At 65.7% G+C, this 10928-nt stretch carries 11 protein-coding genes; 4 read left to right on the top strand and 7 right to left on the bottom strand.

The window, feature by feature from the left end:
• Nucleotides 1-65: 65 nt before the first annotated feature.
• On the top strand, nucleotides 66-698 hold the full coding sequence (locus VEZ38_RS14090) for a hypothetical protein (protein WP_324894450.1): 633 nt from the start codon (nucleotides 66-68) through the stop codon (nucleotides 696-698).
• Here VEZ38_RS14090 and VEZ38_RS14085 read toward each other — a convergent pair.
• The gene (locus VEZ38_RS14085) at nucleotides 630-1232 is read right to left on the bottom strand and encodes a uracil-DNA glycosylase (RefSeq protein ID WP_324894448.1); all 603 of its coding nucleotides are present in this window, start codon (nucleotides 1230-1232) and stop codon (nucleotides 630-632) included. The two genes, VEZ38_RS14090 and VEZ38_RS14085, sit on opposite strands and share 69 nt — an antisense overlap.
• Before the next feature lie 110 nt (nucleotides 1233-1342).
• Between VEZ38_RS14085 and VEZ38_RS14080 the strand changes: the two genes are divergently transcribed.
• Both VEZ38_RS14080 and VEZ38_RS14075 read left to right on the top strand, forming a co-directional pair.
• On the top strand, nucleotides 1343-2263 hold the full coding sequence (locus tag VEZ38_RS14080) for a manganese catalase family protein (protein ID WP_324894446.1): 921 nt from the start codon (nucleotides 1343-1345) through the stop codon (nucleotides 2261-2263).
• Between the two features lie 90 nt (nucleotides 2264-2353).
• The gene (locus VEZ38_RS14075) at nucleotides 2354-2692 is read left to right on the top strand and encodes a hypothetical protein (protein WP_324894444.1); all 339 of its coding nucleotides are present in this window, start codon (nucleotides 2354-2356) and stop codon (nucleotides 2690-2692) included.
• A gap of 125 nt (nucleotides 2693-2817) precedes the next feature.
• Here VEZ38_RS14075 and VEZ38_RS14070 read toward each other — a convergent pair whose 3' ends face one another.
• Together VEZ38_RS14070 and VEZ38_RS14065 are read right to left on the bottom strand one after the other, a co-directional pair.
• Nucleotides 2818-6006, bottom strand: a complete 3189-nt coding sequence (locus VEZ38_RS14070) for an MMPL family transporter (protein WP_324894442.1) — start codon at nucleotides 6004-6006, stop codon at nucleotides 2818-2820.
• 30 nt (nucleotides 6007-6036) lie between these two features.
• A complete protein-coding gene (locus tag VEZ38_RS14065; protein ID WP_324894440.1) occupies nucleotides 6037-6483 on the bottom strand; it encodes a MarR family transcriptional regulator in 447 nt (148 codons plus the stop codon).
• Between the two features lie 230 nt (nucleotides 6484-6713).
• On the opposite strand from VEZ38_RS14065, the gene VEZ38_RS14060 reads away from it, so the two are divergent.
• Complete coding sequence (locus tag VEZ38_RS14060) at nucleotides 6714-7388, top strand: DUF421 domain-containing protein (protein WP_324894438.1); 675 nt, start codon at nucleotides 6714-6716, stop codon at nucleotides 7386-7388.
• A gap of 80 nt (nucleotides 7389-7468) precedes the next feature.
• Here VEZ38_RS14060 and VEZ38_RS14055 read toward each other — a convergent pair whose 3' ends face one another.
• From VEZ38_RS14055 to VEZ38_RS14040, 4 genes are all read right to left on the bottom strand, one after another.
• Nucleotides 7469-7609, bottom strand: a complete 141-nt coding sequence (locus VEZ38_RS14055; protein ID WP_324894436.1) for a hypothetical protein — start codon at nucleotides 7607-7609, stop codon at nucleotides 7469-7471.
• A gap of 109 nt (nucleotides 7610-7718) precedes the next feature.
• A complete protein-coding gene (locus VEZ38_RS14050) occupies nucleotides 7719-9020 on the bottom strand; it encodes a DNA recombination protein RmuC (RefSeq protein ID WP_324894434.1) in 1302 nt (433 codons plus the stop codon).
• Nucleotides 9021-9135: 115 nt separating this feature from the next.
• Nucleotides 9136-10050, bottom strand: a complete 915-nt coding sequence (locus VEZ38_RS14045) for an alpha/beta hydrolase (RefSeq protein WP_324894432.1) — start codon at nucleotides 10048-10050, stop codon at nucleotides 9136-9138.
• A 50-nt stretch (nucleotides 10051-10100) separates the two neighbouring features.
• Nucleotides 10101-10868, bottom strand: a complete 768-nt coding sequence (locus VEZ38_RS14040) for a metallophosphoesterase (protein WP_324894430.1) — start codon at nucleotides 10866-10868, stop codon at nucleotides 10101-10103.
• Nucleotides 10869-10928 lie beyond the last annotated feature (60 nt).

Below are 10928 nucleotides of genomic sequence, written 5' to 3'. Positions count from 1 at the left end.
GCATAGCGGTATCCTTGTCCGAATACATATGAAAGGACTACCCTGCGTGTCCCGAGGAGGTCCGTATGCGAGAGACGCTGATCGTCGCGTTCCTATTCTTCATGACATCCATCGACAGCTTGCTGCTGATCTTCAGCGCCATCCGGCTGAAGCGGCATCCGCATCCCAACGCGGCTCGTCTGCTCGTCTTCCTGACGCTTTGCGCGGCGCATCCGCTGTACAGCTTCGCCGCGGATACGTTTTTCCGGCTGCCCGGGCTTCGGCTCGCGTCGGCCGTCTGCATCGTCTACTTCGCGGTCCGCCTTGCCGGCGAGGTGCCGCTCACGTTCCGCGCGGCGGCGGTGCCCAAGCGCACGGTCGGCGCCATCGTCGGCGCGACGCTGTGGCTCGACGCGCTGACCTCGATCGATACGTCCGTGCTCGTCTCGGCGGCGTCGCCGAGCGTCTGGGTGACCGCGGTCGGCAACGTGATCGCCATGACGGCGCTGATCGCGCTCGGGCCCCGGTTGTACGGCTGGATTACCGAGAACCCTTGGGTACAAATCGCCATCGGCTCCTTCATGGCCTGCTCGGCCGTGCTGCAGCTGCGCGACGAGCCGCTGCTCCCGGCGTGGGCGTCCCCCGTGCCGTTATTCGCCGCTTCGGCGATCCTGCTCGCCCTGACCGCGCTGTACGGGTGGCGGCGCCACTTCGGCTAGCGCCCGCCAATCTTCGAGAAATCCGTTCATCAGGTTCGGCCGGCGATGGACCGCGAGCGGATGATACGTCACGCGCACCGGAATGCCCCGGTATTCGTGCCATCGCCCGCGCAGCTCGCTGTTTTCGGCGTCCGGCCGCCGCAGCACGGTTCGCGCCGCGACGAGGCCGAGCAGCAGAATCGCCCGCCGCCCTTCCAGCTGCGTCTCCAGATAGCTTCTGCAGGCTTCCCGGGCCGCTTCCTTGTCGTACGCGCGGATCGGCCGGCACTTCAGCAAGTAGGTGACGAACAAATCCTTCTCCCCGTAGCCCGCCGCGGCCGCCCCCCGCTGCAGCGCCGATCGCGTCGCGCAGACGAACGGCGTCCCTTCCCGATCCTCCCTCGCCCCCGGATTGTCCAGCACCGCCGCGACGCTCGCCTGCTCGCTGCCTTCCGCCCAGACGACGCGCGTCCGCTGCCGCGCCAGCTCGCACCGGTCGCACGCGGCGAACGGCGGCGGGGTCGGTATTTCGTTCCATATGCCGCTCGACGCCATCGCCTCTCGCTCCTCTCCAATGTTTCTTAAAGCCGTCCGGCATACGGTACATCCTGTAAGCCGTATCGTTAGTATGAGTTTATTTTTCCGGAAGGATGGGGTGCGAGCGCATGTTTTTTCATATCAAGGAATTGCAGTACCATGCGAAGCCGGAACGCCCGGATCCGGTGTACGCCCGCAAGCTGCAGGAAGTGCTCGGCGGGCAATTCGGCGAAATCACCGTCATGATGCAATATTTATTTCAGGGCTGGAATTGCCGCGTGGAAGGGAAGTACAAGGACCTCCTGCTCGACGTCGGCACGGAGGAGATGGCGCATGTCGAGATGCTCTCCACAATGATCGCCCGGCTGCTCGACGGCACCCCGGCGGACGTGCAGGAGGAAGCCGTCAAGGCGAACCCGGTCGTCGGCGCGGTGCTTTCCGGCATGAATCCCCAGCACATTATCGTCTCCGGCCTCGGCGCGATGCCGTCGGACGCGGCCGGCTATCCATGGAACGCCAAGTATATTATCGCCAGCGGCAATCTGCTCGCCGATTTCCGGCATAACCTCGCCTCGGAATCGCAGGGGCGGCTGCAGGTGTGCCGTCTGTACGAGATGACCGACGACCGCGGCGTGAAGGATATGTTGTCTTGGCTGATCGCGCGCGATACGTATCACCAAAACATGTGGGCCGCCGCCATCGCCGAGCTGGAGGCGCAAGAGGGCGACATCGTGGCGCCGACGACGTTCCCGAAGGAGCTGGAGAAGCGCGCCGTATCCTATACGCTCTTCAACTATTCCGCCGGCGAGGCGAGCGCGACCGGACGGTGGGCGAACGGGCCGAGTCTCGACGGACGCGGAACGTTCAACTACGTCGCCAATCCGCCCGCATTCGGCGACAAGCCGACGCTGCCGCCGGCGCCGCCGAACGTGTGGGATACGCCCCCGCTGCCGCCGACGGGCGCCGTGCCGGTTCCGCCGAAGGTGCCCGCGGCCGGCGCCGCGCCGACGACGCCGCCTTCTCCTCCGAACCCGTCGGCGAACAAGTAACCCGTTGCATAACCGGCGCCTCCTTGCCGCAAACTAGAACCGAAGCAGAATTCTGCCAACGCACACACTCTCGAAAGGAGGCCTCGTCGTATGCAAGACGGTCAAGGCCAACAAGGACAACCGATACTCTCCTCGTCGTACCAACAATTTCAACAACAGCGCTTCGTGCGGCAGGAGCAGCAAGCGGTGCAGGCGCAGCAAGCGATCTTGAGCGCCGGCGCGGATTCGTTCTCGCAGAAGGTGATGGACACGATCAACGCGCTGCGGAAGGTGAGCAGCGATCTCGCCGGCGCCCAGAAGCAGCTGGAGGCGCAAATTCATGCGCAGCAGCGCCAGCTCGTGCAGATGCAGCAAAACATCGACAACGTCATCGGCCAGCTGCAAAACACCTTCAAACCGGGGAGCGCCGGCTCCTCTTACGTTCAATAATAAAAACGCGCGCCGCTCCCCCGGGTCCCCGACGACCCGGGGGTTCTTCTGTGTATTTTCCGAAAACGTTCCCCAAACGCAAACAGCCGACCCCGGCTGCACCGGGATCGGCTGCGAACGTCTGTTTACATCGGGAGCGTCGGATCGCGCGGGGCGTAAGCGCCTGTGCCCGGCGCTTCCCCGTCCGGCCGCTTCATGAACGGCCACCAGTTCGCTTCGCCGAACGTGCGGACCATGACCGGAATGAACAGCGGCAGCATGACGAGCGCGTACAGGAGCAGTCCGCACAGGACGATCGTCGCGATTTGCAGAAGCGACATGACCCCCGACGGCAGCATCGCGGCGAAGGTGCCGCCAAGAATGACCGCCGCCGACATAATGACGGTGCCCATCTTTTTCATAGCCAGCAAAATGCCTTCCTTCGGTTCGAGATGACGGTACTCCTTGAAGCGGTCCATCAGGAAGATGCTGTAGTCGATGCCGAGCGCCATCAAGAGAACGAAGGCGAAGAACGGCACCGCCCAGCTGATGCCGTCGAGCCCCAGCATCCGCACGAAGATGACCTCGGCGATCGCCATGGACGTATAGTACGTCAGCAGGAGCGACAGCACGAGATAAATCGGCATCACGATCGAGCGGAACAACACTACGAGAATCAGCAGGATGCCGACGAGCATCAGCGCGACGGTGCGGGCGTAATCGCCAGCGGAGATGTCCCGCAAGTCGTTGTTCATGCTCGTGACGCCGCCGACCGCGTATGTCGCGGTCGCATACGGCGTGCCGGACAGCCCGCGCGCGACCGCCTCCTCGACGTGCGCCATCTTCTCCATCGTCTCCGTACGGTACGGATTGCCTTCGAAGACGATGTCGAACTTCGCGAGCGTCCGGTCGGACGATAAATACGCCTCCAGCGCGGCCGCGAACGATTCGCTCTCCAGCGCCTCCTGCGGCAAAAACCAACCCGTCAGCTGCGCGTCCGGCGCGCCGGACAGCGCCGACAAATACGTCGTCGCCGACGTCAAGCCGTCCTGGACCTGCGCTAAGCCGTCTACGCTCCGATCGAGTCCGTCGGTCAGCTCGCCGAGCTGCCCCGTCAGCTGCGAGAAGCCGTCCCGCAGCTCCTGCTGCCCCGAGGCGAGCGCGTCGAAGCCGCCCGCAAGCTCCGGCAGCCGGTCGACGATTTGCCCTTGCCCGGCGGCGGCCTGCGAGATGCCCGCCTGGAGCCCCTCGAGTCCGTCCGCGAGCGACGACAGCCCTTCGGCGAGCGCCGCTTGGCCGCCCGCCGCCTGCTCAAAGCCGGCATTGGCCTCAGACATGCCCGCGGCGACGCCGGCAAGCTGCGCGTTAATCGTCGTCAGCCCTTCCCCGAGCTCCGCCGCGCCCGTCCGCAGCTGCGCCACCGTTCCTTGCAGCTGTTGGAACGCCGCGTCCTCCCGCAGCTCCGGGTGCGACGCCGCGAGGCCCTCCAGCCCTTGCCCGACGGACGTCAAGCCGTCGGCGAGGCCCGCCTGCTGCTTCGCCACGGCTCCGTACGCGACGGCGAGCGACTGCAGCCCGCCGCCCATCTGCCGGTACCCGGCGAGGAGCTCCGCGCTGGAAGCGCTCAGCCGCTCGGCGCTCTCCTGCGCTTGGCGCAGCCCTGCCGCCAGCTCGCCGGCCCCCGTCGAGCCGTCGCGAAGCCCTTGCTCGATGCGGGCGAGCCCGTCGCCGAGCTGGAGCATGCCGTTCTTCAGCTCGTTCGTCCCCGCGACGAGCTGCCCGATGCCGTCGACGGCTTCCTGCAGCTTCGGCGCGTTCTCCCCGAGCGCCGCGCTCGCCTCCGCCAGGCCGCCGCCGATTTGCCCGAGGCCGTCGCCGGCTTCGCCGAGCCCGTCGCCGAGCGTACCGACCTGCTCCGTTACCTGCAGCTGTTCGATCGGCTCGCCGACCGGCCGCGTCGCGCTGCGCACGACTTTCACGCCTTCGACGGCGGCCAGCTCCCGCGTCACTCGCTCGACGGCCGCGAGACCTTCCTGCGAATCGAACGGACGATCCGCTTCGACGACGACGGTCGTCGGCAGCGACTCCCCGGGACCGAAGCTTTCGGCGATCAGGTCGAACGCCTTGACCGAGCCGTACGAATCGCCGATTTCGGTCATGGAATCGAACGAGGTCGATTGCTGATACGCCCCGAGGAACGGGATCGTCACGGCCGCGATCACGAGCAGCGCCCATGCCGGACGCTTCAAGGAGAACCGCCCGACGGCGCCCCAGAGGGCGCTCTCCTTATGGTCGAGCGAGCCGCGCGCCGGCCAAAATATGGTTCTGCCGAGCGTCGCCATAAAGAACGGCACGAGCGTAACGAGCGACAGCAGCAGCGCCGCGACGCCCACCGCGACCGCGACCGCGGAGCGGTACAGCACGAACGTCGAGAAGCCGATCGACGTAAAGCCGACGAGCACCGCGAGGCCGGAAAACAACACCGTCTTGCCGGAGGCGCGGTAGGTGGCGACGACGGCGTCGGTCACGTTTTCCGAATGGGCCAATTCTTCCTTAAACCGACTGATAAGCAATATGCAATAGTCCGTCCCGATGCCGAACAGCACCGCGACGAGAAAAATTTGGGTAAAGTTCGAAAGCGGAAAATCCGCATACGCGACGAGGTACGCGACAAGCGACTGCGCGACGACGTAGCTGAAGCCGACGGCGATGAGCGGAATGAACGGCGCGACGGGCGATCGGAAGACGATCAGCAGAATGGCCAGAATGAAGACGAGCGTAATCCACTCCGTCTTCTTGAGCCCCTCCTGCGAGCTTTCGATGACGTCTTCGGAGATGAGCCAGCCGCCCGTGAAATAATGCTCTACCGGCACCCCTTCGAGCGCTTCGTACAGGGCGTCGCGGGCTTCGGCCGGCGTCCGCTCCCCGAAGTCGACCGACACGAGCGCCAGCACGGTCTTGCCGTCCTCGGACACCATCTGCTTCTCGAGCTCCGGCATCTCGAGGTGCGTCGTGACGGCGGTCACGCCGTAGGCGTCCTTGCCGGCCTTCAGCGTCTCGACCGCGCCGCGCATCGCGTCGCGGTCGGCATCGGTAAGGCCCCCTTCGTTATGGAAGACGAGCACGGCGGACGCCCCGGTCCCGGCGCCTTCTTTGCCCGCATTCAGCTCGTCGAGGAGCCGCGAGGCGACCGCGGAGGAGGCGTCGTCCGGCACGGCGATTTGCCCTTTCGTACGCACGAGCTCCTCCATGTTCGGCGCGGTCAGCAGGAGGCCCGCCGAGGCGGCGATCCAGAGGGCGAGGACGAGCCAGCGCCATTTTACGATCGTTTTCATAGGAATGGACCTTCTCCTTCGGTTAAGTATCTACGGCTCAAGGAGCACCTGAGCAAGCTTCTCGTACGTGGCGATGAATCGGAGCGCTTCGTCTTTCTCGAAGTGCTGCAAATAGCGCGACAGCAGCTCCCGGATTCGCTCCTCCATCTCTTCGGACAACCGTTCTCCTTCGGCCGTCAGGCGCAAATACGTGACGCGGCGATCTTTCTCGTCGGGCAGCCGTTCGATGAGCCGCTTGTCGAACAACCGATTGATGATGGCCGTGACGGAGCTCTTGCCGACGCAAAACGTATCCGCCAGCTCCGACGACGTACAACGGTCCCGCTTGCGCATATACCGGATGACGGCGTACTGCTCCAACGTCAAGTCCTCGGACATGCGTTCGCGGATTGCGGCGTTGATGCGGCGGGTGACGACGAACGACGCTTCCTCGTACCGCTCGATGATCATTGATAATTGCTGCTGATCCATGTCCATGGAGGCGAAACCTCCTTCCCGTTGTCCCTGTAGTTTAATGGTAGAAATATTCCACTGCCGAATGGTTCGACGGTTGAACTATATCACCGGAAAGCGTTGTCCGTCAAGCGCGTTTTTTGCGTGCGCCGACGCACAAATATTTTCCGCCGGGGCGATCCATAATACCTCCATATTGCAGCAAGCTATTCGATCATGGCGCCGCCCGTCGGCCCTCTTGGAGGTTATCCGACATGCATCCCTTCGCCGATTTATGGCTCGTCGTCTCGCGCGCGACTACGGCCTTCCCGCTGATGCTGCTCGCCGCGCTGTTCATGGGCAAGCGCTCCGTCGGCGAGCTGCCCGTCTTCGACCTGCTCGTCGTCCTGACGCTCGGCTCGATCGTCGCCGCGGACATCGTAGACCCCCGCATCGACCATGCGCATACGGCGGCCGCCATCGTCATGGTCGTCGTGCTCGAACGGCTCTTCTCGTGGGCCGCCGTCCGCTTCCGCCGCTTCCGCATGGTGACGTCTTTCGAGGCGACCGTGGTGGTGTACGAGGGGAAGCTGCTCTCCCGCAATATCGGATCGATTCGGTACACCGTCGACAACGTGCTGCAGATGCTCCGGGATAAAGGCGTCTTCGACCTCGGGCTCGTGCAGATGGCGATCGTCGAGGGCAACGGCAAGCTGACGGTGCTGCGGCGCGGCGAGCCGTATTCGTTCACGGTCGTCGTCGAAGGCGTCGTGAACGACGAGCCGCTGCGGCGGCAAGGGCTGTCGCGCGAATGGCTCGAGCAGCGGCTGCGCGAGCAGGGGATCGCATCGGTCGACGATGTGTTCTACGCGGCGCTCAGCGAGGACGGAGCGCTGCGCGCGTCTCGTCGCGGCGAGACGCCGGAGGGCCTGCAGCCGTCGTGGCGGTAGCCGCTCCGCAAGCGTGCGAAAAACCGAAAACGGCCCGGACGCAGGCGTTGCCGCCGACATCCGGGCCGTTCTCGGTTTCGTTATTTCAACTCGTCGCTTTGCAGCGGTAGGTCGTCGTCTTCGTCGTCCGCCGGTCCGATGCCCGGGAGGCTCATCAGCGCCTCCTGCACCTCGCGCTGTTGTTCCGTTACCGTGTCGTCGTACGGTCTCGATCGCGGCATGGCGCGTCGCTCCTTTCGCATCCGTCGTTCCGCCTTATCGTACGCCAGAAGATTCCGGAATATGCGGGGACGAATGCGCCGCCTTGCGGGTCAGAGCGCCGGCGCCCGCTTACGGCTCGCCGGCCGCGCGGCTCCATTCCGGCGGCTTCGGCTCCGGCAATGCGTCCGGGGGACCCTCTTCGCCGGCGGGCGCCGTCAGCTCCTCGACCCCGCGCAGGCGGCGCTCGATCGCGCGCGTGCGCACCGCCGCGCCGTCGAGCGTATGGGAAGCCTCCTGCAGCTTCTTGTGCGTCTTCTCGAGCAGGTCGCCGAACTTGCCGAATTCCGTCTTCACCGCGCCGAGCACCTGCCATACCTCGCTTGTCCGCTTTTGGATCGCCAGCGTCCGAAAGCCCATCTGCAGGCTGTTCAGCAGCGCCGACAGCGTCGTCGGACCGGTGACGACGACGCGCCATTCCCGCTGCAGCGCGTCCCACAGCCCCGGCCGGCGCAGCACCTCCGCATACAGCCCCTCCAGCGGCAAAAACAACACCGCGAATTCGGTCGTCGCCGGCGGATCGATATATTTGTCCCGGATCGACTTCGCCTCCGCCTTCACGCGCGCCTCCAGCTGCTTCATCGCCTCGGCCGCCGCCGCCGCGTCGCCCGCCTCCTGCGCGTCGGTCAGCCGCTGGTAATCCTCGAGCGGAAACTTCGCGTCGATCGGCAGCAGCACGCTGCCGCGCCCGTCCGCCCCGGGCAGCCGAACGACGAAATCCACCCGCTCGCCGGCTCCCTTCTTCACGGCGACATTGCGCTCGTATTGATCGGGCGCGAGCGACTGCTCGAGCAGCGCGTCGAGCTGGATTTCGCCCATCGTGCCGCGCGTCTTCACGTTCGTCAGCACCTTCTTCAGATCGCCTACGCCGCTGGCGAGCGATTGCATCTCGCCGAGGCCGCGCTGCACGAGCTCCAGGCGCTCCCCGACGAGCTTGAACGACTCGCCGAGCCGGCGCTCGAGCGTCGCGTGCAGCTTCTCGTCCACGGTCGCGCGCATCTGTTCCAGCTTGGCGTTGTTGTCCGCCTGCAGGCCCGTCAGCTTGCGCTCCACCGTCTCGCGCACCGCTTCGAGCTTGCTTTCGTTCAGCCGCGTCAGCTCGGTCAGGCGCGCCATCATCGCATGCTGCTGCCGTTCGAGCGCACCCGCGAGCTCCAGCCGCTGCTGTCCGCTGGCGGCCAGCGTCTCCTGCCGCGTGCGCGCCAATTCGTCCCGCAGCCCGCGATCCGCTTGCTCCACCGCGCGCGCGAGCGCCTCCAGCCGGCGCTCCGCCTCGCCGTCCCGCCGGCCCGCCGTGCGCTGCAGCACAAGCAGCAGCAATACCGCGTTCAACGCCCCGAGCGCCGCCGCCAGCCATCCGATTTGTTCCGTCATCTGTGCGCCGCCCCTTCGTCTCGTTCCTGCGATCATTGTAAGAAACCGCCCGCCCCGTGTAAAGCGAATCGACCGGACGGCGCCGGCGGAATGCCCCGTCTTCCGGAAGCGCGGTTTAGTCGAGCAGCCCGTTCGCGCGCAGGAACGCGTCCAGCTCGCGCTCGTACGCGTCGCGGTCTTGCGCCCACGATTGCGCGTGCGCCGCGCCGGGCGCGAGGTACAGCGCCTTCGGCGCGGCGGCGCGCGCGTGGAGCGCGGCGCTCATCGCGGGCGGCACGTAGTCGTCCGCCTCGCCGTGCACGAACAAGATCGGCGCCCGCACGGCCGCGATGCCGCGCATCGGCGACGCGTCGCCGATCCGAAAGCCCGCGCGCAGCTTGCACCACAGGCTGGTGAGCGGCAGCAGCGGGAACGGCGGCAGCCCGTACTCGACCTTGAGCCGGTGCGCGAGCTGCTCTCGAAAGTCCGAGTACGGGCAATCCGCCACGACGAACGCGGGGCGGTCGTCCTCCGCCGCGTACTGCAGCGCCGTCGCGGCTCCCATCGACTCGCCGAAGACGCCGACGACCGCGGACGGTCCGCCGCGCTCGAACGCGTAATCGACGACCGCGGCCAAATCGCGCTTCTCGTAATAGCCATACGACGTGAAGTCGCCGCCGCTGCGGCCGTGACGCCGGTGATCGTACAGCAGCGCGTTGAAGCCGCGGCGGCGGAACGGCTCGGCGTACTTGAGCATGCCGTGCAGCGAGGACGTCACGCCGTGGACAAAGACGACCGTCCGCGCCGTCTCCCCCGCCGCCGACGGCAGGAACCAGGCGTACAGCGAATAGCCGAACGGCGAGGCGATCGCGAGCTCCTCCTTCGGCAGCGCCTCGACCGCCTCGCGCGTCAGCCGCCCTTGCCCGAGCTCGCTCGCGAGCACCGCCTCGCCCTTATTCGTGCGGATGCGCAACACCCGCTCCGAGAAATAATAAGAGACGGCCAGCAGCGCCGCCGCCGCCGTCCCGACCGACATCCACAGCCATGCCATGATCGTCGTACCTCCCTGCGAATCATTCGCGGCGAAAAACAGGCGACCCGTTACAACTCGTGCACGGTCAGCTCGCTGCGCAGCAGAAATCGCGCGTTCAGGTTCGCCTGTCCGATGCCCTGCGAGATGTAAAACGGCCCCCAACGCGCCCGGTGCGCGCCCTTCACGATGCCCCGACGCGGGAGCGGTCCCTTGTTCCGAATATAAAATACGAACGGCAAGCGGAATTGCCCGCCGTGGAAATGGCCGCACATGAGGTAATCGAACCGGCGATGAATTTTCAGCGTCACGTTCGGGTCATGCGCGATCACGACCGTCTTGGCGCGTTCGGCGACATCGGCGAAGGCGAGCTTCGGCTTCGCGTGCCCCGCGTCCCAGTCGTCGATGCCGACGAGCGTAAAGCCGTCGAGCGCTAGCGATTCGTTGCGAAGCACCGGAATGCCTCGCGCGCGGAACAGGTCGAACAGCGCCGTCACACGCTCCTTGAGCCGGTAGTCGTGATTGCCGAACACGGCGTACACCGGGACGCCGACCGCCAGCATCGCCCGCAGGTACGCGTCCACCTTCGGCACGTGCCGCAGACGCTGCGTGAAGTCCCCCGTCAGGAAAATGTAATCCGGCCGCTCCCGCTCGATCAATCGGCGCAGCCGCTCGGGCGAGACGCGAAGCTTCTCGACGTGCAAATCGCTCACCTGCACGATCCGCTTGCCGAGCCCGAGCGGGGCGCGAATACGGACGACGCGGACCCATTGCGTCGGCAGAATGAAGCAGAGATAGACGATGACGATCGATAATACCACCCATATCGCGACTGACAACCCGGCATTCCCTCTTTACCGAATGAATGATTTCGCATCACATTGTATCATATGCCGCGG

The sequence above is a fragment of the Paenibacillus sp. genome, from assembly GCF_035645235.1.
Lineage (GTDB): Bacteria > Bacillota > Bacilli > Paenibacillales > YIM-B00363 > Paenibacillus_AE.
Note: the sequence above shows the minus strand (reverse complement) of the source record. Positions and strands in the feature narration are given on the sequence as shown.

What these genes read in the sequence shown, in the direction of transcription:
- VEZ38_RS14090 (WP_324894450.1), top strand. Translation starts at nt 66, where the DNA reads ATGCGAGAGACGCTGATCGTCGCGTTCCTATTCTTCATGACATCCATC.
- VEZ38_RS14085 (WP_324894448.1), bottom strand. Translation starts at nt 1,232, where the DNA reads ATGGCGTCGAGCGGCATATGGAACGAAATACCGACCCCGCCGCCGTTC.
- VEZ38_RS14080 (WP_324894446.1), top strand. Translation starts at nt 1,343, where the DNA reads ATGTTTTTTCATATCAAGGAATTGCAGTACCATGCGAAGCCGGAACGC.
- VEZ38_RS14075 (WP_324894444.1), top strand. Translation starts at nt 2,354, where the DNA reads ATGCAAGACGGTCAAGGCCAACAAGGACAACCGATACTCTCCTCGTCG.
- VEZ38_RS14070 (WP_324894442.1), bottom strand. Translation starts at nt 6,006, where the DNA reads ATGAAAACGATCGTAAAATGGCGCTGGCTCGTCCTCGCCCTCTGGATC.
- VEZ38_RS14065 (WP_324894440.1), bottom strand. Translation starts at nt 6,483, where the DNA reads ATGGACATGGATCAGCAGCAATTATCAATGATCATCGAGCGGTACGAG.
- VEZ38_RS14060 (WP_324894438.1), top strand. Translation starts at nt 6,714, where the DNA reads ATGCATCCCTTCGCCGATTTATGGCTCGTCGTCTCGCGCGCGACTACG.
- VEZ38_RS14055 (WP_324894436.1), bottom strand. Translation starts at nt 7,609, where the DNA reads ATGCCGCGATCGAGACCGTACGACGACACGGTAACGGAACAACAGCGC.
- VEZ38_RS14050 (WP_324894434.1), bottom strand. Translation starts at nt 9,020, where the DNA reads ATGACGGAACAAATCGGATGGCTGGCGGCGGCGCTCGGGGCGTTGAAC.
- VEZ38_RS14045 (WP_324894432.1), bottom strand. Translation starts at nt 10,050, where the DNA reads ATGGCATGGCTGTGGATGTCGGTCGGGACGGCGGCGGCGGCGCTGCTG.